22 protein-coding genes and 1 riboswitch are annotated in these 26,250 nt (G+C 62.5%); of the genes, 3 read left to right on the top strand and 19 right to left on the bottom strand.

Translation table 11 applies throughout. The features are described from left to right. Positions 1 to 79: 79 nt before the first annotated feature. The 4 genes from rlmD to FE781_RS11260 form a co-directional block, all read right to left on the bottom strand. Entirely contained in the window at positions 80 to 1,675 is a 1,596-nt protein-coding gene (rlmD, locus tag FE781_RS11275) for a 23S rRNA (uracil(1939)-C(5))-methyltransferase RlmD (RefSeq protein WP_138789727.1), read from the bottom strand. A gap of 97 nt (positions 1,676 to 1,772) precedes the next feature. Then, positions 1,773 to 2,684 carry a diacylglycerol kinase gene (locus FE781_RS11270; RefSeq protein WP_138789726.1) on the bottom strand — a complete coding sequence of 304 codons (912 nt, stop codon included), beginning with the start codon at positions 2,682 to 2,684 and terminating at the stop codon, positions 1,773 to 1,775. A 49-nt stretch (positions 2,685 to 2,733) separates the two neighbouring features. Continuing rightward, on the bottom strand, positions 2,734 to 3,516 hold the full coding sequence (locus FE781_RS11265) for a sirohydrochlorin chelatase (protein WP_138789725.1): 783 nt from the start codon (positions 3,514 to 3,516) through the stop codon (positions 2,734 to 2,736). 123 nt (positions 3,517 to 3,639) lie between these two features. After that, a complete protein-coding gene (locus FE781_RS11260) occupies positions 3,640 to 3,930 on the bottom strand; it encodes a YerC/YecD family TrpR-related protein (protein ID WP_138789724.1) in 291 nt (96 codons plus the stop codon). Positions 3,931 to 4,266: 336 nt separating this feature from the next. Between FE781_RS11260 and FE781_RS11255 the strand changes: the two genes are divergently transcribed. Then, positions 4,267 to 4,902 carry a hypothetical protein gene (locus FE781_RS11255; protein ID WP_138789723.1) on the top strand — a complete coding sequence of 212 codons (636 nt, stop codon included), beginning with the start codon at positions 4,267 to 4,269 and terminating at the stop codon, positions 4,900 to 4,902. A gap of 135 nt (positions 4,903 to 5,037) precedes the next feature. Here FE781_RS11255 and FE781_RS11250 read toward each other — a convergent pair whose 3' ends face one another. Further along, the gene (locus FE781_RS11250; RefSeq protein ID WP_138789722.1) at positions 5,038 to 5,838 is read right to left on the bottom strand and encodes a DODA-type extradiol aromatic ring-opening family dioxygenase; all 801 of its coding nucleotides are present in this window, start codon (positions 5,836 to 5,838) and stop codon (positions 5,038 to 5,040) included. A 269-nt stretch (positions 5,839 to 6,107) separates the two neighbouring features. Here FE781_RS11250 and FE781_RS18010 point away from each other — a divergent pair, with 269 nt between their 5' ends. Beyond that, the gene (locus FE781_RS18010) at positions 6,108 to 6,233 is read left to right on the top strand and encodes a hypothetical protein (RefSeq protein WP_281281892.1); all 126 of its coding nucleotides are present in this window, start codon (positions 6,108 to 6,110) and stop codon (positions 6,231 to 6,233) included. Between the two features lie 674 nt (positions 6,234 to 6,907). Further along, positions 6,908 to 7,450, top strand: a complete 543-nt coding sequence (locus tag FE781_RS11240) for a DoxX family membrane protein (RefSeq protein ID WP_211346348.1) — start codon at positions 6,908 to 6,910, stop codon at positions 7,448 to 7,450. Between the two features lie 252 nt (positions 7,451 to 7,702). Here FE781_RS11240 and purD read toward each other — a convergent pair whose 3' ends face one another. The 14 genes from purD to guaA form a co-directional block, all read right to left on the bottom strand. After that, a complete protein-coding gene (gene purD / locus FE781_RS11235) occupies positions 7,703 to 8,968 on the bottom strand; it encodes a phosphoribosylamine--glycine ligase (protein WP_138789719.1) in 1,266 nt (421 codons plus the stop codon). Positions 8,969 to 9,111: 143 nt separating this feature from the next. Next, the gene (gene purH / locus FE781_RS11230; protein WP_138789718.1) at positions 9,112 to 10,653 is read right to left on the bottom strand and encodes a bifunctional phosphoribosylaminoimidazolecarboxamide formyltransferase/IMP cyclohydrolase; all 1,542 of its coding nucleotides are present in this window, start codon (positions 10,651 to 10,653) and stop codon (positions 9,112 to 9,114) included. 261 nt (positions 10,654 to 10,914) lie between these two features. Then, a complete protein-coding gene (gene purN, locus FE781_RS11225) occupies positions 10,915 to 11,580 on the bottom strand; it encodes a phosphoribosylglycinamide formyltransferase (RefSeq protein WP_138789717.1) in 666 nt (221 codons plus the stop codon). After that, positions 11,580 to 12,626: a phosphoribosylformylglycinamidine cyclo-ligase gene (gene purM, locus FE781_RS11220; RefSeq protein WP_138789716.1), complete on the bottom strand. Its 1,047-nt coding sequence runs from the start codon at positions 12,624 to 12,626 to the stop codon at positions 11,580 to 11,582. The genes purN and purM overlap by 1 nt, the downstream gene beginning before the upstream one ends. A gap of 54 nt (positions 12,627 to 12,680) precedes the next feature. Next, complete coding sequence (gene purF / locus FE781_RS11215; RefSeq protein WP_138789715.1) at positions 12,681 to 14,231, bottom strand: amidophosphoribosyltransferase; 1,551 nt, start codon at positions 14,229 to 14,231, stop codon at positions 12,681 to 12,683. A gap of 256 nt (positions 14,232 to 14,487) precedes the next feature. Beyond that, positions 14,488 to 16,734, bottom strand: a complete 2,247-nt coding sequence (gene purL / locus FE781_RS11210; protein WP_138789714.1) for a phosphoribosylformylglycinamidine synthase subunit PurL — start codon at positions 16,732 to 16,734, stop codon at positions 14,488 to 14,490. Further along, positions 16,712 to 17,401, bottom strand: coding sequence for a phosphoribosylformylglycinamidine synthase subunit PurQ (gene purQ / locus FE781_RS11205; protein WP_138789713.1), 690 nt, complete (start codon positions 17,399 to 17,401; stop codon positions 16,712 to 16,714). The genes purL and purQ overlap by 23 nt, the downstream gene beginning before the upstream one ends. A 25-nt stretch (positions 17,402 to 17,426) precedes the next feature. Beyond that, a complete protein-coding gene (gene purS, locus FE781_RS11200; RefSeq protein WP_138789712.1) occupies positions 17,427 to 17,666 on the bottom strand; it encodes a phosphoribosylformylglycinamidine synthase subunit PurS in 240 nt (79 codons plus the stop codon). Positions 17,667 to 18,094: 428 nt separating this feature from the next. Next, the gene (locus FE781_RS11195; RefSeq protein WP_138789711.1) at positions 18,095 to 18,997 is read right to left on the bottom strand and encodes a phosphoribosylaminoimidazolesuccinocarboxamide synthase; all 903 of its coding nucleotides are present in this window, start codon (positions 18,995 to 18,997) and stop codon (positions 18,095 to 18,097) included. Positions 18,998 to 19,104: 107 nt separating this feature from the next. After that, on the bottom strand, positions 19,105 to 20,403 hold the full coding sequence (purB, locus tag FE781_RS11190; protein ID WP_138789710.1) for an adenylosuccinate lyase: 1,299 nt from the start codon (positions 20,401 to 20,403) through the stop codon (positions 19,105 to 19,107). A 133-nt stretch (positions 20,404 to 20,536) separates the two neighbouring features. Further along, positions 20,537 to 21,736 carry a 5-(carboxyamino)imidazole ribonucleotide synthase gene (purK, locus tag FE781_RS11185; protein ID WP_211346349.1) on the bottom strand — a complete coding sequence of 400 codons (1,200 nt, stop codon included), beginning with the start codon at positions 21,734 to 21,736 and terminating at the stop codon, positions 20,537 to 20,539. Positions 21,737 to 21,761: 25 nt separating this feature from the next. Beyond that, positions 21,762 to 22,250, bottom strand: a complete 489-nt coding sequence (gene purE, locus FE781_RS11180; RefSeq protein ID WP_138789708.1) for a 5-(carboxyamino)imidazole ribonucleotide mutase — start codon at positions 22,248 to 22,250, stop codon at positions 21,762 to 21,764. Between the two features lie 458 nt (positions 22,251 to 22,708). Then, positions 22,709 to 24,088 carry an NCS2 family permease gene (locus FE781_RS11175; RefSeq protein WP_138789707.1) on the bottom strand — a complete coding sequence of 460 codons (1,380 nt, stop codon included), beginning with the start codon at positions 24,086 to 24,088 and terminating at the stop codon, positions 22,709 to 22,711. Between the two features lie 142 nt (positions 24,089 to 24,230). Next, positions 24,231 to 24,332, bottom strand: a riboswitch (purine riboswitch). A 267-nt stretch (positions 24,333 to 24,599) separates the two neighbouring features. Beyond that, positions 24,600 to 26,135, bottom strand: coding sequence for a glutamine-hydrolyzing GMP synthase (gene guaA / locus FE781_RS11170; RefSeq protein WP_138789706.1), 1,536 nt, complete (start codon positions 26,133 to 26,135; stop codon positions 24,600 to 24,602). Between the last annotated feature and the right edge of the window lie 115 nt (positions 26,136 to 26,250).

The following is a 26,250-nucleotide window of genomic DNA, read 5'->3' as shown; positions in this document are numbered from 1 at the left end:
CAACGCTGTTTTTGGACCTCTGTATTACTCATATGTCCGGCACTGTACTATAGAATAAAATCCAGTATTTATAAGGGTTTCATCGATCTGTATCATCCCTCACCAACAACACACAGCACTCCACATGCACCGTATGCGGGAACATGTCGACCGGCTGCACCTCAACGGTGCGGTACCCGCCGTCCTCCAGCACGCGCAGGTCACGCGCCAGCGTCGCCGGGTTGCAAGATACGTACACGACGCGCGGCGGCTTCATCTCGAGCAGCGTGTCGAGCAGCGCCGGGTCGCAGCCCTTGCGCGGCGGGTCGACCACGACGACGTCGGGAGCGACGCCCTCCTCCAGCCAGCGCGGCAGCACCGTCTCGGCCTCGCCTACGGCAAACTCCACGTTGCGCATACCGTTCAGCTCCGCGTTGCGGCGAGCGTCGGCGATCGCTTCCGGCACGATCTCCACGCCGTAGACGCGGCGGGCGCGCTTCGCGAGGAACAGCGAGATCGTGCCGATGCCGCAGTAGGCGTCGATGACGGTCTCCTCCCCGCTTAATGCCGCGTACTCCAGCGCCTTGCCGTACAGCACCTCGGTCTGCACCGGATTGACCTGGAAGAACGATCTCGGCGAGATGGCGAACTTCACGTCTCCGATGTAGTCGTAGATGACCTCTTGTCCCCATAACACGCGGGTTTCGCCGCCGAACACGACGTTGGTGCGGGCGGTGTTGATGTTTTGGCAGACGCTTACGACGCCCGGCACCGCTTCCCGGATCGCTTCGACCAGCCGCTCCGCGTTCGGCAGACGGTCGCCGTTGGTGACGAGCACCACCATGATCTCTCCGGTTCGGCGGGCGGTACGCACAACGACGTGGCGAAGCAGGCCGGTGTGCGTATCTTCCCGGTAGGCGGTCAGCCCCAGCACCGAACCGATCCGCTTCACGCGGAGCACGATCTCGTCGCTCTCCTCCTGCTGGATGAGGCAGGCGTCCATATCGACGATGCGGTGGCTGCCCTGCTCGTAGAATCCGCCGATCAGTCCGCCCTGCTGCTCGCCGATCGGCACTTGCACCTTGTTGCGGTAGCGCCAGGGATCGGCCATGCCGATCGTCGGGTGCACGATCACAGGGGGGCGGTCGGCGGCATCCGGCGGCCCGCCGGCTTCCGTCGGGGCAGAGTCGGCGGAGGCCACCGCCAGCTTCCCGATGCGCTGCAGCGCGTCGACGACGATCCGGCGCTTCGCCCGAAGCTGAGCCTCGTAGCTCAGATGCTGCAACTGGCAGCCGCCGCAGGCGTCGTAGACGGCGCACGGAGGGGCGACGCGGTCGGCGGAAGGCTCAACGACGTCCAACAGAGAGGCGAAGCCGTACTGCTTCTTCACCTTGCCGACGCGCACGCGCACCCGCTCCCCCGGCAGCGCGCCGGGAACGAACAGCGTGTAGCCCTCGTAGCGGCCGACGCCTTCCCCGTCATGGCCCAGGCCTACCACGTCGACGACGTACTCGCCGCCTTCGCGCACGGGCAGCTCGGCCGCCCACGCGGGCGGAGCCGGGTCCGGACGGGCGGAAGCCCCTCCCCGGCGGCCTGACGGCGCGGTCGGCGCGGCGGCTCCTCTCGGCTTGGCGCCGACGGCGGCGTTTGCGGTTGGCGGATTCGATTTCGATCGGCGGTGCCGGTTGTTTCTCATGGCGGCCTCCTCTTCCCCCGTTGAAATACGAAAACACCCCGGCGTACAGGGTGCTCTCCTCTACAGCTTTTGCTCAAGATCCATTATTCCAAGCGCCTTATCTGTAGCTCGATTGCCCCGTCGGATCGACGAGGATTTGCAGATGCTTCGGCAGCACCGTGAACACGCCCGGCAGCGTGCCGCCGAACTCGCCGTCCAGGTTGAGCTGGACGTAATCCGGCGAGGTGATCTCCACCTGCGACGTGCGGATATGCATGAGATGCGGATCGTCCATATGCTCGCCCCGAAGCACCAGCGTCACGACGCGGATGAAGTCGGCCAGGCTGCAGCGTTTAAGCAGGAACAGCTCGAATAGGCCGTCGTCCAGGCTCGCGTCCGGCGAGAGCTTCTCGAAGCCGGCGACGGAGTTGCTGTTCGCGATAAGGAACAGCATCACTTCCTCGTGCAGCTCCAGTTCCGGCGTCTTGACGTACAGCTCGATCGGCTTCAGCCGCGGCAGCTTCTCGATCCCCTTCATGTAATAGGCAAGCTGCCCCAGCACTGTCTTGAGCTTGCTCGGCACCTCGTAGGTCAGCTCCGTCATCGAGCCGCCCCCGGCGATATTGATGAAATATTTCTGGTTCACGCGGCCGACGTCGATCGGGCGGGCGTGCTGCTTCAGGATGATGTCGCAGGCTTGCTCCCAGTTGCGCGGGATGCCCAGCGCCCGGGCGAAGTCGTTGGTGGTGCCTACCGGCAGCAGGCCGAGCGGCGGCCGGTACTCCTTCTCGGCCATGCCGTTGATCACTTCGTACAAGGTGCCGTCGCCGCCCGCGGCGATAATATAATCGAACTCGCGCTCGATGGCGGTCGCCGCCGCAAGCGTCGCGTCGCCTTCGCCGATGGTGGCGTGCGCGGACACCTCCAGACCTCCCCGCTCCAGCCGGGCCAGCACATCGGGCAGGCGCTTCTTCATCTCTTCCCGCCCGGACGACGGGTTATAGATCAGTCGGACTCGTTTCGGTCTCAACCTTATTCACCTTGATTCTTCCGTTAGTGAAATTGCGATTCGATGGTTATTATACGTTCGAAATCATGGCTCGTTCCGCCAGACGGCTCACTTGGCGCTCCAGCCACTGCGTGACGCCGTCGTGGGGAAGCAGCGCCTCGCCCCCGTACCGGTAGTCGAACCCCTTCAGCCGTTCGGGGATCACCGATTGCGTAAAATACCCCTCACTCAAAAAAAGCGGCGCGACCACCGGCGTGCAATCGGGCCGACGGCGCTGCCACAGCTTCATCTTGCAGGGTATTTGATTCGGAAGCAGCATGGCGATATCGCTGGCCGCAAACCCGCCAAGGGCCTGCACCCGTTCCGCCAGCCGCCGCATGCCGCTTCGCCAGCGGCGGTGGAATTCGCGTTCCGCGCTCCCGTGTCCGACGAGGAGGAGCACCTCCCGGGCCGGGTCCCGCGACACGCGGCGGAGCTTCTCCCATAAGATCCGCGCGATCGCCGGATCGTCATCGATCGGCTCGCCGAAGTGCACACGCGCCTGGACGCGGAATTTCTTCAGGTCGGTCTCGCGGGACGGTTCGGCCTGCGCTCCCAGCGCCCATCGGATCTCGTCGAGATGCGTGCTGCCCGACGAGACGAACAGCGGCACAACCAGCAGGTCGGTGACGCCCCGAGCCTCCAGCGCGTCGATGCCGTCCTGAATCAGCCGCCCTTCCACCAGCTCCAGAAACGAGCAGAACTTCGGCAGGTCCGCAGGCCATTCTGCCCGTTCCACCGTCTCCTCCACCAGCTTCACCCAGCTTTCGCTGCGCGAGCCGTGGCTGATAAGCAATACGCCGAATTTGCGCATGCGCAATCCCCCCCGCTCACGCCGTCCGGCATTCGTAGACGGCATCGCCCGGCCTCGGCATGACTCGAACCTTGCTTGTCTTAATCATGCTAGCGAAACGGGCGGGAAAAGTCAATGTGACGATCAGCGTCCGAGACGCTCCAGCGTCATTTTGTAGCCGTCGTTGCCGTAGTTCAGGCAGCGCTTGACCCGCGAGATCGTCGCCGTGCTGGCTCCCGTCTCCGCCTCGATCTGATTGTAGGTGCTTCCCTTGCGGAGCATGCGCGCTACCTCCAGACGCTGGGACAGCGACTGAATTTCGTTGACCGTGCACAAATCGTCAAAAAACACATAACATTCCTCGACGGACTTTAAGGTCAAAATCGCCTCGAACAATTGATCGATCGCTTTATCGTTAAGCTTCTTTAGCTGCATGACATAATCCTCTCCTGCTCTTTCGGACTGCGTTTATTGCCCTATTGTATTCGACAAATTGTCCCCGGAATCCTTCCTTTACTTTTTCATGTCTTTAAAATTTTCATGCATCACCGGGCTAAATCGGTCGTGCCCGTTAAAGGGCTGACCGACCCGCAACCGAATCCGCTGACGCCGAATGTCCCGGCATCGGATGGTCACGGCCGGAGGACGGCCCGACCCGGCGCCCGCCGCGAAAATAGGCTTGTGTCTCCCGGGCGGGTGTCCATGCATAGCATACGCCTAGCTCATAGGATATGGGGAGATCATTCCGCCCGGGAAAGGATCGTGAGTGACGTGAATCAATCCTGGCAACCATATGGGCCGCAGCAGGGAGCGCCGCCCGGAGCGGCCGGCGCTACGCCCCGCAGCCAGCCTCGGCAGACCGTTCAGGGCGCCGGCGGCCAGCCCCAGCCGTACGCGGTGCCGGGCGCGGGGGCGCATCGGCCGGCGCAGCCGCAGTTATATGTCCAGGCGCAGCCGCATCGCAACAGTGTGCCGTTGCCGCAAGGGGCCGGCGCCGCGGGACAGGTCATACATCAAGCCCAGCCGGTAAGCATGTTGCCGGCGCCTGCTCCAGCGGCGCAGAACGGAGCCGGGCTGGGCAGCAAGCTGATGAACGTGCTCGGCAGCTTCAGCATGGCCGACGTCCAGAACTTCATGCAGCGCATGGGCGGCATCGAGGGCATCGTCGACAAGGTCGGCAAAGCGCAGCGCGTCCTGCAAAGCGTCTCGCAGATGGCTCCGATGATCAAGATCATCTTCGGTCTATTCGGCAAAGACGACAAGGAAGAAGAAACCGAGGAGACGAAGCCCCCCCGCAAGCGCAAGCGGCGCCGCCGCAAGAGAAAGCTTTCCAAGCGCCGCAGCCCGAGGAGACGCGCGGGACCGAAGCGAAGCCTGCCCCTGCGCAAGCGGCGTCCGATCCGGTAGGGCGGAAGGCCCCTCCGCCGCCGGGTCCGTCCCCGCCGCCAGAGAACATGCCGGGCATCGCCTCTCCGACGATGGGCGCACAGAGGACCGCCACGGCCTCCCGTCCGCGCAGGGAAGCCGAGCGGTCCTCTCCGGTCAGTAAAACTCGTAAAAATTCAGCGACAGCGATCCGACCTGGTAGCCTTGGTATTTCCGTTCGGCTTGGCGGGTCGAATCCGCCGCTCCCATCGCGTAAAACAGCGGCACGAAGTGCTCCCTCGCCCTCGGGGGAACGGCCGCGGACGCATGCGGGGCCAGCCTGTCGTACGCCATCAGTTCGCCCAGACGCCAGCCCTCCACGCGCTCCCGAATCCATTCGTCGAACTCCATCGCCCACGGCACTCCTTGGGGCTCCACCCCCATGCCGCGATCCCATTCGAGATAAGCGAAGTTGTGCACGAGACCGCCGCTGGCGACGATCAGAATATTGTCGTTCCGGAGCGGTTCGAGCGCGCGGCCGATCCGGTATTGATGCTCCGGTGTCCCGCGGGAATGGACGGACAACGCCACGACGGGAATATCCGCGTTCGGAAACATCCGCAGCAGCGGCACCCATGTGCCGTGGTCAAGCCCCCTGCTGTCGTCGAAGGAGGAGGCGACGCCCGCCGAGGCCAGCAACTCCGCGATCCGGTCGGACAAGCCGATGTCGCCCGGCGCATCGTACCGCAGCTTGTACAGTGGTTCGGGGAAACCGCCGAAGTCGTGATAAGTGCCGTTGAGCTCGCGCCGGCTGATCAACTGGCCCGGCACGTCCCAATGGGCCGTGATGCTGACGATCGCGGCGGGACGTTCCGGCAACGCGTCAGCGTATTTTTCCAGGAAGGCGGTATACGAATCCTGTTGAACCGCAAGCAGCGGAGCGCCGTGGGCCACGAACAAGCTCGGTTGTTTACTCATGCGGGTTCCCTCTTTTCGCTTCATTATCTTCACTAACTTACTAATTGTAAGTATACCATGACTTCCATCCGTCAGCAAGCCTCCATCGGCAAGCGGGTTCCTCCGTTCTCCGCTCTATCAGCCTTCGAATCTATAACGGCCGCCGCCAACCCGTCCCTGCGGCAATTTCCCCAAAATCCGCGCTTTTTCCTTAGCTATCAGTCTAGTCCTTCCAATGCGCCGAGGCATAGGATATAGAAGAAAAGGGAGGAAGGAGGTTAGCGGCATGTTTGTTGATCCTTACTCGAACTGGCAAGGCCCACGAAACCGCGATCGGACTCGCGGAGAAAGCCGGAGTCGCGGCGATAAAAGAAGTCGAGGCGAAGACCGGAGTCGCGGCGACGGGTCAAGCGTAATCGGCATTTTGCGCAGACTTTTTCCGGGTCAACGGGTGAACGTCTTTATCAACAGCAGGGTTCTGACCAATGTGCGTTTTATCAACGTGCAGGGCGGTGTCGCATATTTCTCGAATGGCACGATTACGGCTGTCCCCGTGTCCGATATTCGCGCCATCCAGGTTATCAGTTGACGATTTTTCTTTCAAGACCCCTTTTCAGGGGTCTTTTTTCACTCCAAAGCTTATATTCGGAGGTTCCATGATAGACCCGCGCGAATTCGGACAGCCTAAACGTATGGAATGCGATAGCGCCGAATAAGAAGCCGGCGAGGAGGCCGCGAACATGTCGGAATGGATCGACCGGGTTTATCCGTGTATGCTTCCGTTGGTGTTGTTGCTCGGAGTGTCCGCTGCCGTTTTTATCGTATGGAAAAACAAACGGAACATGCACTGACGAAAGCCGCGGCCCAAACGGCAGCGGACAGCCCCGCGGAGCATTTCCTCTATCGATATCCGGAGCTCGCGCGAACGCGCATGACGGCATATCCGGTCCGGAATTTCGACAGCGATCGGAAAATTTTTCGGTTTCCCCAAGTTTGTGATTTTTATCACAATCTCCGCCTCGGAAATGGTGTATGATGGAATCATCAAAGAGGTGATGAAAAAACCATCACCACCACGGAGGCGATACAGATGATGAACTGGTGGAGAAACAACATCGTGGCGGCTTGGGGGCTTCTGGTTCTCCGGCTGTATCTCGGCTGGATGTGGCTCGAAGCCGGCTGGCACAAGATTACGGACGGTTTCACGGCAAAAGGGTTTTTGACGAATGCCGTCGCCAAGCCGGTCGCGGATAAAGCGACAGGCGAGCTGATCTACCCGACGTATACGGCGTTTATCGAGCATTTCGCGCTGCCGAACGTGAAGCTGATCGACTTCCTGATTCCTTGGGGCGAGCTTCTCGTCGGACTCGGCTTGATCCTCGGCACGCTGACGACGGCCGCCGCATTCTTCGGGCTCCTGATGAACTTCATGTTCCTGATGGCCGGCACCGTAAGCACGAACCCTTGGATGGTGCTGATCGGCACGCTGGTGCTGGTAGCAGGCGCCAACGCGGGCCGGATCGGCGGAGACCTCTACGTGCTCCCCTACCTCCGCAAGCTGTGGAACCGGATGTTCGGCGGCCGGGGCGGCGACGGCAAGCTCGCTGGAAATGCGGCAGGCCGGACGGTCTGACGCCCGGTTCGCAAGCGGCGCCCGATCGGTTCGGATATCCCTCTCCCCAATCCCGTTCGGGTCCGCGCCGATGCCCAACGCCCTTGGCCGCCCTTCCGGCGGTGAAGGGCGTTGGCTCGTGCCGATCCGCCGCTCGGCGCGATCCGTGCCTCCGGCCCTTGCAAAACCCCCGCTTAACCGTACCGGAATACGATCCGCTGCGGTTGGCGGGGGTTTTCAAGTCTGACGAGGGCTTGGCGCAGCCGCTTTGCTTTATCTCAGCGCTTTTTTGGCGATATCGGTACGGTAATGCTTGCCTTCGAAGCGAATGAGATCCATCGCGGAGTACGCTTGCTCCCGGGCTTGGGCAATATCGCTTCCGAGTCCGACGACGCCCAGCACGCGGCCTCCATTGGTGACGAACCGGCCGTCCTTCATCGCGGTGCCCGCATGGAAGATCAGCGCCTTGTCCTTCGCTTGGTCCAGGCCGTCGATCGGCAAGCCCTTCGGATATGATCCCGGATATCCCTCCGACGCGGCGATGACGCATACGGCCGCTTCGTCGCTCCATTCAATATCCAACTGATCCAGACGCCCGTTCACGGTCGCCAGGAAAATGTCCAGCAGGTCCGTCTTCAGTCGCGGCAGCACAACCTGCGTCTCCGGATCTCCGAACCGCGCGTTGAATTCCACCGTCTTGGGCGTTCCGTCCGGCGTAATCATCAGACCGGCGAACAGCACGCCGCGGAACGGCCGGCCTTCGGCCACCAGCGCCTTGGCGGTCGGGATGATGATCGTGTCGATCGCCTTCTGCACGACCGACTCCGGAATGTGCGGCACCGGGGAATACGTGCCCATGCCGCCGGTGTTCGGGCCTTGGTCGTTGTCGAATACGGGCTTGTGGTCCTGGGCCGGCACCATCGGCCGTACCGTCTCGCCGTCGACGAACGACAGGATCGACATTTCCTGCCCTTGCATGAACTCCTCGATGACAACCCGGTTGCCGGAGGCGCCGAACACCTTGTCCTTCATGATGCGGCTCAGCGCTTCTTCCGCTTCTTCCATCGTATGGGCGACGGTGACGCCTTTGCCCGCGGCGAGACCGTCCGCCTTGATGACGATCGGGACGCCTTGCTTCATCAGATACGCATGCGCGTCCTCGTAATTGTCGAACGTCTCGTAGGCTGCGGTCGGGATTTTGTATTTTTTCAGCAGATGCTTCATAAACACCTTGCTGCCTTCGATCTCCGCCGCGTTCTTGCGCGGGCCGAATACGGCGAGTCCTCTCTCTTCCATATAGTCGACGATGCCGTCCGCAAGCGGATCATCCGGGCCGATGACAACCAGATCGATCCGATTGTCCACGGCGAATCGGCTCAGTTCCTCGAACTGGTTCACCTGAATCGGCACGCATTCGGCGAGAGCCGCGATCCCCGCGTTGCCGGGGGCGCAGTACAGCGCCTTGACGGACGGGCTTTTGCTCAGCGCCCAGACGATGGCATGCTCACGGCCGCCTTGGCCGACGACTAGAACTTTCACGAGATGTGAGACCTCCCCACTGGATTAAACAAGATCATGGCATACAGCCGCGATGCACATACGGCTCGGGCGGCCTGCGCCCCGAACGGCCCCCTATGCGCAACCGGATCGGCCAACGCCGACCCGGGTCGCGGGAGCTATGTTCAGTGTTTGAAATGGCGCACGTTCGTAAAGACCATCGCGATGCCGTATTTGTTGGCCGCGTCGATGGACTCCTGGTCGCGGATCGAGCCGCCCGGCTGGATGATCGCCGTAACGCCGGCTTGCGCCGCCAGTTCGACCGTGTCTCCCATCGGGAAGAACGCGTCGGAGGACAGCACGGAGCCTTGCGCTTTGATGCCGGCCTGCTCGATGGCGATGCGGGCGGACCCGACGCGGTTCATCTGGCCCGCGCCGACGCCGACCGTCATGTTGTCGCGAGCCAGCACGATCGCGTTGGACTTGACGTGCTTGACGACTTTCCAGGCGAACAGCAGTTGCTTCAGCTCTTCCGCGGTCGGAGCGCGTTCCGTCACGACCTTCAGGTCGGCTTCCGTGATCTGGCGCAGATCGCGGTCCTGCACAACCATGCCGCCGTCCACCGAGGTCAGGACATGCTCCGGCTGGGCGGCGGTCATCGCCGAACCGAGCTTCAGCAGGCGGATGTTTTTCTTCTTCGTCAATATCTCCAGCGCGGCCGGCGTGAAGTCCGGCGCGAGCACGATCTCCAGGAAAATCTCGCTGATCCGCCGGGCGGTCGGCTCGTCGATCGTCCGGTTCGCCGCGACGATGCCGCCGAAGATCGATGTGGGATCGGCCTCGTAGGCTTTCACGAAAGCTTCGTCGATATCCGCGCCGATGCCGACGCCGCAAGGATTCATATGCTTGACGGCGACGACGGCCGGCTCGGTGAATTCCTTGACGATCTGCAGCGCCGCGTTGGCGTCGTTGATGTTGTTATACGAGAGCTCCTTGCCGTGCAGTTGCTCGGCGGTCGTCAGATTGCCCGCCGAGGCGAGCGGCTTGCGGTAGAACGCAGCTTGCTGATGCGGATTTTCGCCGTAGCGGAGATCCTGGATTTTCTCGTACGTAACGGTGTACCGCTCGGGGAACGTCTCGCCGACTTGCGCCGACAAGTATTGGGAGATCAGCGAATCGTAAGCGGCCGTATGGCGGAACACCTTGGCCGCCAGGCGTTTGCGCGTGTCCAGCGTCGTGTCGCCCTGAGCCCGGATTTCTTCTAGGACCGCGCCGTAGTCCGCGGCGTCCACCACGACGGTGACGAACGCATGGTTTTTGGCCGCGGAGCGCAGCATCGTCGGACCGCCGATATCGATATTCTCGATCGCGTCCTCGTAGCTTACGTTCGGCTTGGCGATCGTCTCCGCGAACGGGTACAGGTTGACGACGACGAGGTCGATGTAGTCGAGTCCGAGCTCTTTCATTTGTGCTTGATGTTCCGGATTGTCGCGTACAGCCAGCAAGCCGCTGTGAACCGCCGGATGCAGCGTTTTGACGCGTCCGTCCATAATTTCCGGGAAGCCGGTGACGTCGGAGATGCCGATGACCGGAACGCCGGACTTCTCAAGCAGCGTCTTGGTGCCGCCGGTGGAGATGATTTCTACGCCTAGCTTGGCCAGCGCGGACGCGAACTCGACCAAGCCGGTTTTGTCCGACACGCTGATTAACGCGCGTTTGATTGCCACAGGGGATGCCTCCTTAAACTGGTATACGGTTGCGACTCTGGAGGTCGCCAGCGGGACGCGGGTCCTCCCGATCCGGGACGGTGACGCGACGGCTGCCCCGGCCGCCCTGCCGGACTGCCCGCCGGGTTGTCCGCCCTCCGTGCCCGCGTCGACACATGTCCGCCGATTGGCGGCGGACGGTTCGCCTGTTCCCGGCGAGCCTGCTGTTTCGTTGCGATTACGGGTGTTCGGCTTCGGCCGTTCATGCGGCCCCGGCCGCGATTATCGCCGAGCCGTTCTGTCGATCTCGACGCGCTTGCCGTCCACGACGCGCACGCGCCCCTCGCAGATCAGTTGGACCGCCTCGCGGTACAACTCGTGCTCGATGGCGTGGATGCGATCGGCGAGCGTCTCCTCCGTGTCGTCCTCCAGCACCTCGACCGCGCGCTGGGCGATGATCGGCCCCGTGTCCATGCCGCCGTCGACGAAGTGCACGGTCGCCCCCGTGACCTTCACGCCGTGTTCCAGCGCTTGGCGCACCGCGTGAAGGCCCGGAAACGCCGGCAGCAGCGATGGATGGATGTTGACGATCCGTTCCGGATACGCCTCCAGCAGCACCGGCGTGACGATCCGCATATAGCCGGCAAGCACGATCAGATCGATCTGATGCTCGCGCAGGCGGGATACGATCTCGGCCTCGTAGTCCTCGCGGGACGCGTAGTCGCGCGGCCGGAACGAGAAGACCGGCACATCGAGCCGGGCCGCCCGCTCGATGACGCGCGCCTGCGGCTTGTCGCAGACGAGCAAGCCGATATGCCCGTCCAGTAGGCCGGCGCGCTCCGCCTCCACCAGCGCTTGAAAGTTGGAGCCGTTGCCCGAGGCGAACACGGCGATGCGAGGCCGCCGCGCCGCGCCCGCCCCGCTCCCGGGATGCCGGCCGGGCGGCATCAGACCTGCACCCCCGCGAACGTCACGACGCGTTCGCCCGGCGTGACGCGGCCGATGCGGTACGGCTGCTCGCCGTGCTCGCGAGCGATCGCCATCGCTTGTTCCGCTTGCGCCTCCGGCACGATCAGCACCATGCCGATGCCCATGTTGAACGTCGTGAACATGTCGCGGTGACTGATGTCGCCGTCCCGCTGCATCAGCCGGAATATCGGCAGAATCGGCCACGAGCCGTAGTCGATCTCGACGTTCACGCCCTCCGGCAGCACGCGCGGAATATTTTCGATGAAGCCGCCGCCCGTAATATGCGCCATGCCCTTCACTTCCACGCGCTCCAGCAGCGCCAGCACGGACTTCACGTAAAGCTTGGTCGGCGTCAGCAGCACGTCGCCCAGCTTCTGCCCGCCCAGATCCGGATGAGGCGCATGCAGATCGTAGCCCATCGTCTCCAGCAGCAGCTTGCGCACAAGCGAGTAGCCGTTGGAGTGAACGCCGCTCGAGGCCAGTCCGATAACCGCGTCGCCCGGCTTGATGTTCGCTCCGGTCACGAGCTTGCTCTTGTCAGCCACACCGACGGCGAAGCCGGCGATGTCGTATTCGCCCTCGCCGTACATGCCCGGCATCTCGGCCGTCTCGCCGCCGATCAGCGCGCAGCCGGACTGCGCGCAGCCGTCCGCGATGCCTTTGACGATCGATTCGATCTTCTCCGGCACGATCTTGCCCGTCGCCAGATAATCGAGGAAAAACAGCGGCTCCGCGCCCTGCACGACAATGTCGTTCACGCACATCGCCACGGCGTCGATGCCGATGGTGTCGTGCTTGTCCATCATAAACGCCAGCTTCAGCTTCGTGCCGACGCCGTCCGTCCCGGACACCAGCACCGGCTCCTCGTATTTGTGCTTGTTCAGGCCGAACAGTGCGCCGAAGCCGCCCAGGTCGGTCAACACTTCGGGACGGAACGTCTTGCGAACGTGCTTTTTCATCCGTTCCACGGCTTCATTGCCCGCGGCGATATCCACGCCGGCTTGCTTATACGCCTCAGAAGACACCGGATCCACTCCTTCATGCTTGGTGAAAAATAACGCGGGAGTCCCGCCCTCCGCTCAGTCGCAGCCTCCGCAGCCGACCGCCGCGCTCCCGTCTGGAACCGGCGTCGGATAGTCGTTGTCGAAGCAAGCGGTGCAATGGCCGCGGTTGTACTCCTGCCCGGGCCGCCCGATCGCGGCGAGCAGCCCTTCCTTCGACAGGAAATGCAGCGAGTCCGCGTTGATCGCCTGGCGAATCTCCTCGATCGTCTTGGACGAGGCGATCAGCTCCTTGCGGTCCGGCGTATCGATGCCGTAGAAGCAAGGGTTCATGTATGGCGGCGAGCTGATGCGCACATGCACTTCCTTGGCGCCCGCCTCCCGCAGCATATTGACGATGCGCAGCGACGTCGTGCCGCGCACGATCGAGTCGTCGATCATGACGACACGCTTGCCCTCGACGACCTTGCGCACCGCGCTCAGCTTCATCTTGACGCCCCGCTCGCGCAGCTCCTGGCTCGGCTGGATAAACGTGCGGCCCGTGTAGCGGTTTTTGATCAAGCCGATCTCGTACGGGATGCCCGTCTGCTCCGCGTAGCCGATCGCCGCCGATATGCTGGAGTCCGGAACGCCGGTCACGACGTCGGCGTAGACGAACGCTTCCTTCGCGAGCTGGCGTCCCATGTTTTTGCGCGCGGTATGCAGATTGATGCCGTCGAGGTCGCTGTCCGGACGCGAGAAATAAATATATTCCATCGCGCACAGCGCGCGGCGCTGCATCGTCGCGAAGCGGTCTTCGTGCAGGCCGCCGGCGTCCAGCACCAGCAGCTCGCCCGGCTGGACGTCGCGGATGTAGCTCGCGCCGATCGTCTCGAACGCGCAAGTCTCCGACGCGAACACGTACGCGTTGCCCAGCTTGCCCATCACAAGCGGACGCAGGCCGTGCGGATCGGAAGCGACAAGCAGTTTGTCCTTCGTCATGATGAGGAACGCGAAGCCGCCGCTTACCTGGCGCAGCGCTTCCTTCGCCGCGGACACGATGTCGGGCTGCTTGGAGCGCGCGATCAGGTGGATCATGACCTCCGTATCGCTTGTCGTCTGGAAGATCGAGCCCGACTCCTCCAGCCGCTTGCGGATTTCCGGCGCGTTGACGAGATTGCCGTTCGTGCAGATCGCCAGATCGCCGCCCTTGTATTTGAACACGAGCGGCTGCGCGTTCGCCAGCTTGCTCTCACCGGAGGTCGAGTAGCGCACATGGCCGATCGCCACGCTGCCCTTCAGCGATTGCAGCCGGTCCTTGTCGAACACTTCCTTGACCAGACCCATGTTGCGATAATAATGGAAGTCTTCGCCGTCCCGCGTGCAGATCCCTGCGCTCTCTTCGCCGCGGTGCTGCAGCGCGTGCAGACCGTAGTAACAAAGAGACGAAGCGTTCGGGTAGCCGAACACGCCGAATATGCCGCATTCCTCGCGGAGCCGGTCAAACGGACCGTCCTTGCCGCTGCCTTCGTTGTAGAAATCGCCCGTCCACTGCTCGCGAAGCGAGCGCAGTTCGTCCGCCGAGCCGGCGTCGCGCGAGATAACGGATTCGCGAAGCGCCGCCTGGCTGCCGATCGGCTGGGAAGCCATGAAGGGAACCACCTTTCCATCTCCAGAACGAAGCCCTCGATGCCTGCTGCGTCTGGCTGAGATTTGACGGGCCCGCCCCTTCGTTACCGGCCGCGCGGGGCGGCGGCACGGCATCCGGAGACGGGGCCCGGCTCAATGTCTTCAACGACAAATTAGCTGGAACATATCCCGTTCGATTGGTTGGGGCCATTTCGACTTGCCGGGCAGCCCGATCGCCGCCGGACAACGTTCCCGGCGCGGGCGTCCGCCCGCCGGCTTACTTCGCCATCGCGGCCGGGATCGCGTCCTTGAACAACCGGGTCAGCTTGCCGACCTCGGCGTCGATGACGGCGCGGCCGTTCACGCTGACGCGCAGCGACTCGCCGCCGACGGTGCCGAGCCGCGCGCACGGCACGCCAGCCGAGACAAACGCCTGAGCCAGCGCATCGGCGTTAGCCGGGGACGCGCTGACGAGCACGCGCGACTGGCTCTCGCTGAACAGCGCGAAGTCCGCGCGCAGCTCTGTCGCGACGTCGACCGAAGCACCGATCTTGCCGCTGATCGCCGACTCGGCGAGCGCCACCGCGAGACCGCCCTCGGACAAGTCGTGCGCCGATGCGACAAGACCGCTGCGGATCGCGCCGAGCAGCGCCTGCTGCAGCTTGCGCTCGACCGCCAGATCGATCTGCGGCGGGCGTCCTTCGACGACGCCGTGCAGCACCTTCTGGAATTCGCTGCCGCCGAGCTCGGCTTTTGTCTCGCCCAGCAGGAAGATGACGTCGCCTTCCTTCTTGAAGCCCTGTGTCGTGATATGATCGACGTCGGCGACGAGACCAACCATGCCGATCACCGGCGTCGGGTAGATCGCGCCTTTGGCGTTCTCGTTGTACAGCGAGACGTTGCCGCCGATGACCGGCGTCTCCAGCACGCGGCACGCTTCGGAGATGCCGTCGGCCGCTTTTTCCAGTTGCCAGAAAATTTCCGGCTTCTCCGGGCTGCCGAAGTTCAGGTTGTCCGTAATCGCCAGCGGCTCGCCGCCGGAGCAGACGATGTTGCGCGCCGCTTCCGCGACCGCGATGCGTCCGCCGACTTCGGGATCGAGGTAGACGTAGCGTCCGTTGCAGTCCGTCGTCATGGCCAGCGCTTTGCGCGTGCCGTCGATGCCGACGACCGCCGCGTCCGAGCCCGGGGGCACGAACGTATTGGTGCGCACCATATAGTCGTATTGATTGTAGACCCATTCCTTGCTGGCGATGGACGGTGTGGCGAGCAGCTTTTCCAGCGCTCCTTGCAGATCCGTCACTTCCGGGTAGCGGGTCGTGTCGACATGGGCATTCTCTTCATAATAAGCCGGCACTTTGGAAGGCTTGTGGTACACCGGGCACTCGTCGACCAGCGCGGTGACCGGGATGTCGCCCACGACTTCGCCGTGATGAATGAGCCTCAGTCTGCCGTCGTCGGTTACTTTGCCGACCGTCTCGCAGATCAGGCCCCATTTGCGGAAAATGTCCTTCGCCTGCTGCTCATGCTCCGGCCGGACGACAAACAGCATGCGCTCCTGGGACTCGGACAGCATCATCTCGTACGCCGTCATGCCCGGCTCGCGCTGCGGCACGCGGTCCAGCACCAGCTCCATGCCGTTGCCGGCCTTGCTCGCCATCTCGGAGCTGGAGCAGGTCAGACCCGCCGCGCCCATATCCTGAATGCCGACGACGATGCCGGACTTGATCAGCTCGAGGCAGGCTTCCATAACAAGCTTCTCCATGAACGGGTCGCCGACCTGAACCGCCGGACGCTTGGACTCGGACTCCTCCGTCAGCTCCTCGGAGGCGAACGTCGCGCCGTGGATGCCGTCGCGGCCCGTCGCCGGTCCGACGTACAGCACCGGGTTGCCGATGCCTTTGGCCACGCCGCGCTGAATCTCGTCGTGGTTGATGAGTCCGACGCACATCGCGTTAACGAGCGGGTTGCCCTCGTAGCTCTCGTCGAACACGACTTCGCCGCCGACCGTCGGGATGCCGATGCAGTTGCCGTAGCCGGCGATGCCGCTGACGACGTTCTCGAACAAATATTTCACGCGCTCGTTGTCCAGGCGGCCGAACCGCAGTGAGTTCAGCAGCGCGACCGGACGCGCGCCCATCGAGAAGATGTCGCGGATGATGCCGCCGACGCCCGTCGCCGCGCCTTGATACGGCTCGATCGCGGACGGATGGTTATGCGATTCGATCTTGAACACGACGGCCTGGTTGTCGCCGATGTCGACGATGCCGGCGCCTTCGCCCGGCCCCATCAGCACGCGGGGGCCGGTCGTCGGGAACTTCTTCAGGATCGGCTTCGAGTTTTTGTACGAGCAGTGCTCCGACCACATGACGGAGAACACGCCGATCTCGCAGTAATTCGGCTTGCGGCCGAGAAATCCGCAGATTTTGGCGTACTCTTCGTCCGTGACGCCCATCTGCTTGTACAGCTTTTGTTGTTCGATTTGTTCTGCCGTAGGTTCCTTAGCCGACAACTGCTGAGCCATGCTGTTCCCTCCATGCGTTCAGGATCGATGTGAACATCCGTTTGCCGTCCTCCGAGCCGAGCAGTTGGTGCACGGCGCGCTCCGGGTGAGGCATCATGCCGAGCACGTTGCCGCGTTCGTTGCAGATGCCCGCGATGTCGTCGACGGAGCCGTTCGGATTGTCGTGCGCATAGCGGAAGACGATCTGGTTGTTTTGCTTCAGGCGCTCCAGCGTCGCCTCGTCGCAATAATAGTTGCCTTCGCCGTGCGCGATCGGGATGTTGATCTCCTCGCCGGCCGCGTATTGGTTCGTGAACGGGGTCCGGTTGTTCTCGACCCGCAGGATCGACGGGTGGCAGCGGAATTTCAAGGTTTTGTTGCGCAGCATCGCGCCCGGCAGCAAGCCGGACTCCAGCAAAATCTGGAAGCCGTTGCAGATGCCGAGCACGTATTTGCCCTGCTCCGCGGCTTTCACGACCTCGTTCATGACCGGCGCGAAACGGGCGATCGCTCCGCAGCGCAGGTAGTCGCCGTAAGAAAAGCCGCCCGGCACGAGGATGGCGTCATATTGGGACAAGTCCGTGGCGGTGTGCCACACGTAATCGACCGATTCGCCGATCGACTGGACCGCTTTGTAGCAATCGATGTCGCAGTTGGAGCCCGGGAATACGAGCACTGCAAAGTTCATGGCGTTTCCTCCCGTCCCTTATGTTTTATACGAGGTCGAACCGGTAGTCTTCGATGACGGTGTTGGCCAGCAGCTTCTCGCACATCGCTTTGACGCGGGCTTCGGCTTCGCTGCGGTCGTTCGTGTCCAGCTCCAGCTCCAGGTATTTGCCGATGCGGACGCTGCCGACTTCCTGGAAGCCCATCGAGTGAAGCGCGCCCTTTACGGCGCTGCCTTGCACGTCGAGAACGTTTTGTTTGATCGTGACGTATACGGTCGCTTTCATAGGGAGTGTTGCCTCCTCGAAATAGTAGGGTAAGGGTGCTCGGGTGGCTCGCGCGGCTCCACGTTCCGCCGAGTCCGAATGCGAATACGATAAAATTTTATCGTTAACGGGTTTGTCGGGCGGCGTTTTATCGGCGAATACGATAAAAAATATCATTACCGCCGGAATTTTCGGTCTAATGAAGGCTATATCGGGCCGATTGCGATATTTTATATCGTTAAGACTGGATCGGCTTGGTCGATTTTGGCGATTACCGATATTTTATATCGTTAATTCCGCGAGGCAGCCGCTTCCCGCCGGGGAGGCGCCCCGCGCGCCGCGAGCCTCGCCAGGGACACCGCGCGCACCAGCGCACTCTCGCTGCCGTGGCGCCGCTCGCGCTCCGGCAAGCCGTCGCCGCCGGGCTTCCGCCGCCTCCCGGCGCCGCGCTATCCGCGCGGAACGCCCGTCAGGCGGGTGTATATATCGCGGTACCGGCGCGTCGTCTCGGCGACGACATGTTCCGGCAGCGGGTCCGGCTCGCTGTTTTTGTCCCAGCCCGATCCGGCCAGATACGTCCGGACCGGCTCTTTGTCCATGCTCTCGATCTCGGTGTCGAGCGCATAGTTCTCCTGCGCCCAGTAGCGCGACGAGTCCGGAGTGAAAATCTCGTCGATCAGGATGATCCGCCCGTCGATCTCGCCGAATTCGAACTTCGTGTCCGCGAGGATGATGCCCTGGCTCAAGCAGTGGTCATGCGCGTAACGGTACAGCCGCAGCGACTTCTCGCGCAGGTCCGCCGCCGTATCCGCGCCGACCAGCTCCGCCATCCGCTCGAACGGGATGTCCTCGTCGTGGCCGACGTCGTTTTTCGCCGCGGGGGTGAAGATCGGCTCCGGCAGCCGCTCGTTCTTGCGCAGTCCCTCCGGCAGCTTGACGCCGTTCACTTCGCCGGACTTCCGGTACTGCCGCCAGCCGCCGCCGGTTATATACCCGCGCACGACGCATTCGATGTCGATCCGCTTCGCCTTCTTCGCCACCATGATCCGGTCGCGGAACAGCTCGCGGTCTTCGGCGGCGATCACGCCCGCCGGAAGCCGGTCGATGTCGGCGTGCACGACATGGTTGTCCTGAATGCCCGCCGTGCGCTCGAACCAGAACTTGCTGATCAGATTCAACATGTTGCCCTTGTCCGGCACTTCGGGCCGCAGCACGTAGTCGAACGCGCTGATCCGGTCGGTGACGACGATCAGCATATGCTCGCCCAGATCGTACAGTTCCCGAACCTTTCCTTTATAAATCAGCGGCGCATGGACCCGGCCGACCGCCGTTCCCAATGTAAGTATGCTCATGGGATTCCCTTCTCCTCCTCATCCGTTCGCGGCCGCAGCATCGGCCCGCCGCATCCGGCCGGCAGCCCTTCAAGCAGGGTCACCGCCCCGCCGGACGGCTGCTCCGGTTAATCCAGCAAGCCCAGCCGCTTGAAGATCGTGTCGACGTGCTTGACGTGCCACGAAGGGTCGAACGCGTCCTCGATATCCTCGGGGGTCAAATACTTCGTGATCACTTCGTCGCTCTCGACGATCTCGCGGAACGGCCGCTGCTCCTCCCATGCCTGCATCGCGCGCGGCTGAACGGTATCGTACGCCGTCTCGCGGGAGAGGCCCTTGTCGATCAGCTTCGTCATGACGCGGCCGGAGAACGGCACGCCGTACGTGCGCTGCATGTTGCGCTTCATATTTTCCGGGAACACGGTCAAGTTCTTGACGATGTTCATGAACCGGTTCAGCATGTAGTCCAGCAGGATCGTCGCGTCCGGCAAAATGACGCGCTCCGCGGACGAGTGCGAGATGTCGCGCTCATGCCACAGGGCGACGTTCTCGTACGCCGTGATCATATGGCCGCGGATGACGCGGGACAGCCCGGACATGTTCTCGCAGCCGATCGGATTCCGCTTGTGCGGCATCGCGGACGAGCCCTTCTGGCCTTTCGCGAACGGCTCCTCGACTTCGCGGAACTCGCTTTTTTGCAGCGCCCGGATCTCGGTTGCGAACTTGTCGATCGACGTCGCGATCAGCGCCAACGTCGCCATATAGTCCGCGTGGCGGTCGCGCTGCAGCGTCTGCGTGGACACCGGCGCCGGGCTGAGGCCCAGCTTCTCGCACACGTACTGCTCCACGAACGGGTCGATGTTCGCATACGTGCCGACCGCACCCGAGATTTTGCCGAACTGGACGTTTTTGGCCGACTGGCGGAAACGCTCCAGGTTGCGCTTCATTTCTTCCATCCACAGCGCCATTTTCAGCCCGAACGTCGTCGGCTCCGCATGAACGCCGTGCGTCCGGCCCATCATAACGGTATCTTTATATTTGACCGCTTGCTCGCGCAAAATTTCGATGAAGTTCACAATGTCGCGCTCTAAAATCTCGTTGGCCTGCCGCAGCAAATACCCGAGAGCGGTGTCGACCACGTCGGTGGACGTCAAGCCGTAGTGGACCCATTTGCGCTCCTCGCCGAGCGACTCCGACAAGCAGCGGGTGAAGGCGATCACGTCGTGGCGGGTCTCCTGCTCGATCTCGTAGATTCGGTCCACGTTAAACGTTGCTTTTTCCCTCAGCCGCTTCACGTCTTCCTTGGGGATGACGCCAAGCTCCGCCCAGGCCTCGCAGGACAAAAGCTCCACTTCGAGCCATGCCTTGAATTTGTTTTCCTCCGTCCAGATCCGTGCCATTTCCGGTCTCGAATAACGCGCTAGCATGTTCAACCTCCGTCATCGTCAAAAATAGGATTCGGCCGCCGGGTTCGACGGCCCGGCATCCCCGGCCAGGGGACAAGACTATTTACCGGCAATTACGGCCGATCGCCCCTTCGTCTGCCGGCCGGCGGGGAACTTATCCCCGCTCCCGGTCCCGCCAGATCGGCGACCGCCGCACCCATTCGAGCGCCTGCTCCGTGTCGGCCGTCAGCAGATTGATATGCCCCATCTTGCGCTGCGCCTTCGCCTCGGCCTTGCCGTACAGATGCACCTTCGGCACGACGCCTTCCGGCAGGCTCGGGTCGTCCTCGCGGAGCCAGTCCAGCACCGGCTGCACATGCTGGCCGAGCACGTTCACCATAACGACCTGCGTCAGCAGGCCGACCGGTCCGAGCGGCAGGTTGCAGATCGCGCGCAGATGCTGCTCGAACTGGGACGTCTCGCACGCTTCCATCGTGTAGTGGCCGGAGTTGTGCGGTCTCGGCGCCAGTTCGTTCACGTAAAGCTCGCCTTCCGCCGTCAGGAACATCTCGACCGCGATCAGCCCGACCGCGTCGAGCGATTCGGCGATCCGGACCGCCAGCTCCTCCGCGCGCTTCAGCACGTCCGCTCCCGCGCGGGCCGGCACGATAGACAGATGCAGAATGTTGTCCACGTGGACGTTCTCGGCCGGCGGGAACGCCCTCGTCTCGCCGCGCGGACTTCGCGCCGCGATAACGGACAGCTCCCGCTCGAAGCGGATGAACTGCTCCAGCACCAGCTCGGCCGATCCGCCTCCGAGCGCCGCGAACGCCTCCGCCAGCTCGGCTTCGTCGCCTCGGCGAATCACGAACTGTCCTTTCCCGTCGTAGCCGCCCATACACGTCTTCAGCACACAGGGCGTTCCGAACCGCGATACCGCCTCGCGCAGCCCCTCCAGATCTCGGATCTCCGCATACGGCGCGACCGGCGCGCCGGCCGCCTCGATCGCCCGCTTCTCCCGGAGCCGGTGCTGCGTCGTATACAGGAGCCGGCTGCCTTGCGGCACGTACGATTCCTCCTGCAGAAGCTTCGCGACTTCGGCGTTGACATTCTCGAATTCGTACGTAATGACGTCGGAGAGCTCCGCCAGTTGGCGGGCGGCCGCCACGTCGTCGAACGCGGCGACGATCTGCTTGTCCGCCACCTGTCCGCAAGGCGAGTCCGCTCCCGGATCGAGCGTCACGAAACGGTATCCCATATTGCGGCCCGCGATCGCCAGCATGCGGCCGAGCTGCCCTCCGCCGAGCACGCCGATGGTCGAGCCGGGCAATATCGTCGGGTGCGATTCGGTTTTGTTCTGAACTGCTGCTGTCACGTCACGTCCTCCTCGGGGTTCTGTCTCAAACGAGCTCGGATGCCGACGCCAGCACCTGTTCGCGCGTCGCCGCGCGTCGCCGGCGAAGCTTCGCGAGCAGCTCCGCGTCGTTCGTCGCCAAGATCTGAGCCGCCAGCAGTCCGGCATTCACCGCTCCCGCCGTGCCGATCGCCACAGTCGCAACAGGCACGCCGCCCGGCATCTGCACGATCGACAGAAGCGAATCCAGCCCGTTCAGGTTCGACGATTTGACCGGCACGCCAATCACCGGCAACTCCGTCTTCGCCGCCACCATCCCGGGCAGATGCGCCGCTCCGCCGGCGCCCGCGATGATCACCTTGAGCCCCCGCTCGACGGCGGTTTCGGCGTATTGGAACATCAGATCGGGCGTGCGGTGCGCCGATACGACCCGCTTCTCGTACGCGATGCCCAGTTCGTCCAAAATCGCGCAAGCGTGCTTCATCGTCTCCCAGTCGGATGTGCTGCCCATAATGACGCCAACCTGAATGGCCATGATCGTAAATCCCCCATGTGCAAAATGAAAAAAGTCCAAAGTCCGGACTTCATCGCTCCCGGCCTCTTGGACGTCTCTTATTCCTGCCGAATCCGCCGGCCAGTGGCCGGCCGCTTCCGGCGGCTGACACCGAAATTTGCTTCATTGCTCTTTTCAGTGTACCCCCGCAGGAGCCGGACGTCAAGCGTAAAACCGAACATTTCGGTCGATATTTTGTTGATCATTCGTTTTTTATCAGGGTGTGACGAACCGGTCCGTCGACTTCGTTCGTCTCCGGCTTCGCCGCAACGTTTCTGCAATTGGCTTCGTCCATCGCGCGCTTGCCGGCCTCTCCGCTTCCGGGCTTCGTATGTCCCGGAATGGCGATTTGCCAGGAAGGAGGACGCCGGGCCCGCGAGAGACTATAAAAGGCGACCCTCCGAAGCTTGCGCCGCTTCGAAAAGCCGCCTTCTCACTCCTTATTCTCCGCCAAGGAAGGCGTAACGGATTACGATCAGCACCGTCAGCACCCACATCAGCCAGTGGACGTTGACGCGCTTCGTCGTGAAGAAGTTGCTGATCGTGCCCAGGAACGTATAGCTGACGATCCCGGCTGCGATTCCGTTAGCGATGCTGTACGTGAACGGCATCATGACGATCGTGAGGAAGGCCGAGAAGGCGAGCAGGAAGTTGTCCCACTCGATCTGGCGCACTTGCGCCATCATCAGGACGCCGACGATAATCAGCGCCGGAGCGGTAGCCGCGGACGGAACCGTCAGCGCCAGCGGCGCGATGAACAGCGCCAGCAGGAACAGGACGCCGGTCGTTACCGCCGTCAGCCCCGTGCGGCCGCCTTCGGCGACGCCGCTCGTGCTTTCGACGTAAGCGGTGATCGTGCTCGTGCCGAGCAGCGCGCCCGCGCTGACCCCGGCCGCGTCGACGAGCATCGCTTTGCCGATTGTTTTCTCGCCTTTCTCTTGATCCTTCAGCAGACCCGCCCGATCGGCCGTGCCGACCAGCGTGCCGAACGTGTCAAACAGCTCGACGAACGTGAAGACGAAGATGATCTCGACGATGCCGACGCCGATCGCGCCCGCGATATCCAGCTTCCCGACCGCCAGGTTGCTGAAGTCCGGCAGCCAGTTGCCGCTTAATCCGTCCAGGTTCGTAACGCCCATCGGAATGCCGATCAACGTCGCCGCGATGATGCCGATCAGCAGCGCCCCCCGAACCTTCATCACCATCAGCAGTGCGATCAGGAACAGCGTAATCAGCGTCAGTTGCGTATCCCGGTTGTGGATCAGATCGCCGAGAATGATGTTGAACTGGTTCGAGCTCAGCACCGCGCCCGCCGCCTCGTCCACCTTCGTGCCCGGGTTGACGCTGACCATCATCAGATTGCTCAGCTTGAGCCCGATAATCGTGATGAACAGGCCGATGCCGACCGTAATCGCGTACTTCAGGTTATGCGGCACGGCGACCAGCAGCATCTGCCGGACTTTCGTCACCGTCAGGATAATAAAGACAATGCCGGACAGAAACACCGCGCCCAGCGCGATCTGCCAGGTGATTTCGCCGCCCGAGGACAGGACGACGGTCATAAAATAAGCGTTAAGCCCCATGCCCGGCGCCAGCGCGATCGGAACGTTGACGAAAAAGCCCATCGCCAGCGTCACCAGCCCCGCGCCGACGGCCGTCGCGAAAAATACAGCCTCATTCGGGATGCCGGCCCCGCCTTCGCCCAAGAACAGCGTGTTGACGAACAAAATGTACGCCATCGTCATAAAGGTCGTTAAACCGGCGATCAGCTCGGTGCGCACTGTCGTCCCGTGCTCGCGCAATTTAAATAAACGATCCAATGCCATTTCCCCCTTTTTCCCCATGAAAAAAAGTATTCCCGGAAACGCAAAAAATCCCGCAAGCAATTGTGCCTACGGGATTCCACGTTCGATCGGGTTCTCGGTCGCATACGGACGCCTGGCGCAAAAACGACCGCACGACAAATAAGCCCGACCTCTTCGTAGAAGGATCATTCTCGGTGACCCCGTAGAGACTCCCAGGCCATATTCCCGGGATTATACGAAAAGTGTCGATTTCCACAACTAATCATAAACACGCCGGATTGAGGTTGTCAATGGGATTTATAACTAAGCTCGAATCGATTCGCGCGCTTGAACGGGAGTCGGGGAAGCGGCATCAGGGGAGGCGCGGGAATAGGCGAAGCTCGGGAGAAGCGCGGGTCCGCGGGGCAGCCCGCACCGGGGAGCGCCGAGCGCACCGCGCGCCGCGGCAAATTATCGCCCGGCAGGCCAAAAAGCCCCGGGCGCGGGAAGTTCCCGGCCGGGGCTGGCGTAAAATATGCGGCTCTTATTATTCCCACTCGATCGTCGCCGGCGGCTTCGACGTCACGTCGTAGACGATCCGGTTGACGTTCGGCACCTCGTTGACGATCCGGTTGGAGATGCGCTCCAGCACGTCGTACGGGATGCGGGCCCAGTCCGCCGTCATGCCGTCGATCGACGTCACCGCGCGGATGCCCACCGTATGCGAATACGTGCGCTCGTCGCCCATGACGCCGACGCTCTTGATGTTCGGCAGCGTGGTGAAGTATTGCCAGATCTCGCGGTCGAGACCGGCTTTGGCGATCTCCTCGCGAAGAATCGCGTCGGATTCGCGCACGATCTCCAGCTTCTCCTCCGTCACTTCGCCCAGCACGCGGATCGCCAGACCCGGTCCGGGGAACGGCTGGCGCCAGACGATCTCCGGCGGCAGGCCGCATTCTTCGCCGACGCGGCGCACTTCGTCCTTGAACAGCGCCTTCAGCGGTTCGACCAGCTTGAACTTGATGTCCTTCGGCAAGCCGCCGACGTTGTGATGGGACTTGATCGTCTGCGCGGTAGCCGTTCCGCTCTCGACGATATCCGTATACAGCGTGCCTTGCGCTAGGAATTCGAAGTCGTCGAACTTCGCGGATTCCTCCTGGAACACGTAGATAAACTCGTTGCCGATAATCTTGCGCTTCTGCTCCGGATCGGATACGCCCTTCAGCTTGCCGAGGAACCGGTCCTTCGCGTCGATCTTGACGACCTTCATGTCGAACTTGCCGACGAACGTGTCCATGACGCTCTCCGCTTCGCCCTTGCGCAGCAGGCCGTGATCAATGAACATACAGGTCAGTTGGTCGCCGATCGCTTTATGAACCAGCACGGCCACGACGGACGAATCGACGCCGCCGCTGAGCGCACACAGCACCTTTTTGTCGCCGACCTGCTCGCGAATCTCGCGGATCGTATTCTCCACGAACGATTCCATCGTCCAGGTCGCCGAGCATCCGCAGATGTCGAACAGGAAGTTGCCGATCAATTCGTTGCCGTTCACCGAATGGCGAACCTCGGGATGGAACTGTACCCCGAACAGCTTGCGGTCCGCGTTGCTCATCGCCGCGACCGCATGATCCGTGGCGGCGTCCAGCACGAAGCCGGCCGGCAGCTCGGTGACATGGTCGCCGTGGCTCATCCACATCACTTGCTTCGGTTCGAGCTTGCCCAGCAGACGGCTGTGCGGCTTGAACTCGACCTCGGCCCGGCCGTACTCGCGTTTACCCGCGCGTTCGACCTTGCCGCCCAACTGATAAGCCATCAGTTGCATGCCGTAGCAGATGCCCAGAATCGGCACGCCCAGCTCGTAGATGCCCGGATCGACCTTCGGCGCATCCTCGCCGTATACGCTCGACGGACCGCCGGAGAACACGATTCCCTTCGGATTCAGCTCGCGCAGCTTGTCCACCGGCGTCGAATAAGGCAGCAGCTCGCTGTAGACGCCGAGGTCGCGGATGCGACGCGCGATCAACTGGTTGTATTGGCCGCCGAAGTCCAGGACGACGATCATTTCGTTTGGCTTGTTCATAATGGCCCCCCACCGAATTTCAATAACCCTCATTATATCCAAACGCAAAAAGGAGCGTCAAGAATCCGCAATCACCCAGCTAAAACGTCACAGGGAGCGGCGACAGCCGACGCTT

Source organism: Paenibacillus thermoaerophilus (assembly GCF_005938195.1).
Lineage (GTDB): Bacteria > Bacillota > Bacilli > Paenibacillales > Reconciliibacillaceae > Paenibacillus_W > Paenibacillus_W thermoaerophilus.
This window is presented reverse-complemented; position numbering and strand designations above follow the sequence as displayed.

Excerpts from the sequence above, each read along its gene's own strand:
- rlmD (WP_138789727.1), bottom strand. The coding sequence starts at position 1,675 with ATGAGAAACAACCGGCACCGCCGATCGAAATCGAATCCGCCAACCGCA.
- FE781_RS11265 (WP_138789725.1), bottom strand. The coding sequence starts at position 3,516 with ATGCGCAAATTCGGCGTATTGCTTATCAGCCACGGCTCGCGCAGCGAA.
- FE781_RS11260 (WP_138789724.1), bottom strand. The coding sequence starts at position 3,930 with ATGCAGCTAAAGAAGCTTAACGATAAAGCGATCGATCAATTGTTCGAG.
- FE781_RS11250 (WP_138789722.1), bottom strand. The coding sequence starts at position 5,838 with ATGAGTAAACAACCGAGCTTGTTCGTGGCCCACGGCGCTCCGCTGCTT.
- FE781_RS11240 (WP_211346348.1), top strand. The coding sequence starts at position 6,908 with ATGATGAACTGGTGGAGAAACAACATCGTGGCGGCTTGGGGGCTTCTG.
- purN (WP_138789717.1), bottom strand. The coding sequence starts at position 11,580 with ATGCCGCCCGGCCGGCATCCCGGGAGCGGGGCGGGCGCGGCGCGGCGG.
- purF (WP_138789715.1), bottom strand. The coding sequence starts at position 14,231 with ATGGCTTCCCAGCCGATCGGCAGCCAGGCGGCGCTTCGCGAATCCGTT.
- purL (WP_138789714.1), bottom strand. The coding sequence starts at position 16,734 with ATGGCTCAGCAGTTGTCGGCTAAGGAACCTACGGCAGAACAAATCGAA.
- purQ (WP_138789713.1), bottom strand. The coding sequence starts at position 17,401 with ATGAACTTTGCAGTGCTCGTATTCCCGGGCTCCAACTGCGACATCGAT.
- purS (WP_138789712.1), bottom strand. The coding sequence starts at position 17,666 with ATGAAAGCGACCGTATACGTCACGATCAAACAAAACGTTCTCGACGTG.
- FE781_RS11195 (WP_138789711.1), bottom strand. The coding sequence starts at position 18,997 with ATGAGCATACTTACATTGGGAACGGCGGTCGGCCGGGTCCATGCGCCG.
- purB (WP_138789710.1), bottom strand. The coding sequence starts at position 20,403 with ATGCTAGCGCGTTATTCGAGACCGGAAATGGCACGGATCTGGACGGAG.
- purE (WP_138789708.1), bottom strand. The coding sequence starts at position 22,250 with ATGGCCATTCAGGTTGGCGTCATTATGGGCAGCACATCCGACTGGGAG.
- guaA (WP_138789706.1), bottom strand. The coding sequence starts at position 26,135 with ATGAACAAGCCAAACGAAATGATCGTCGTCCTGGACTTCGGCGGCCAA.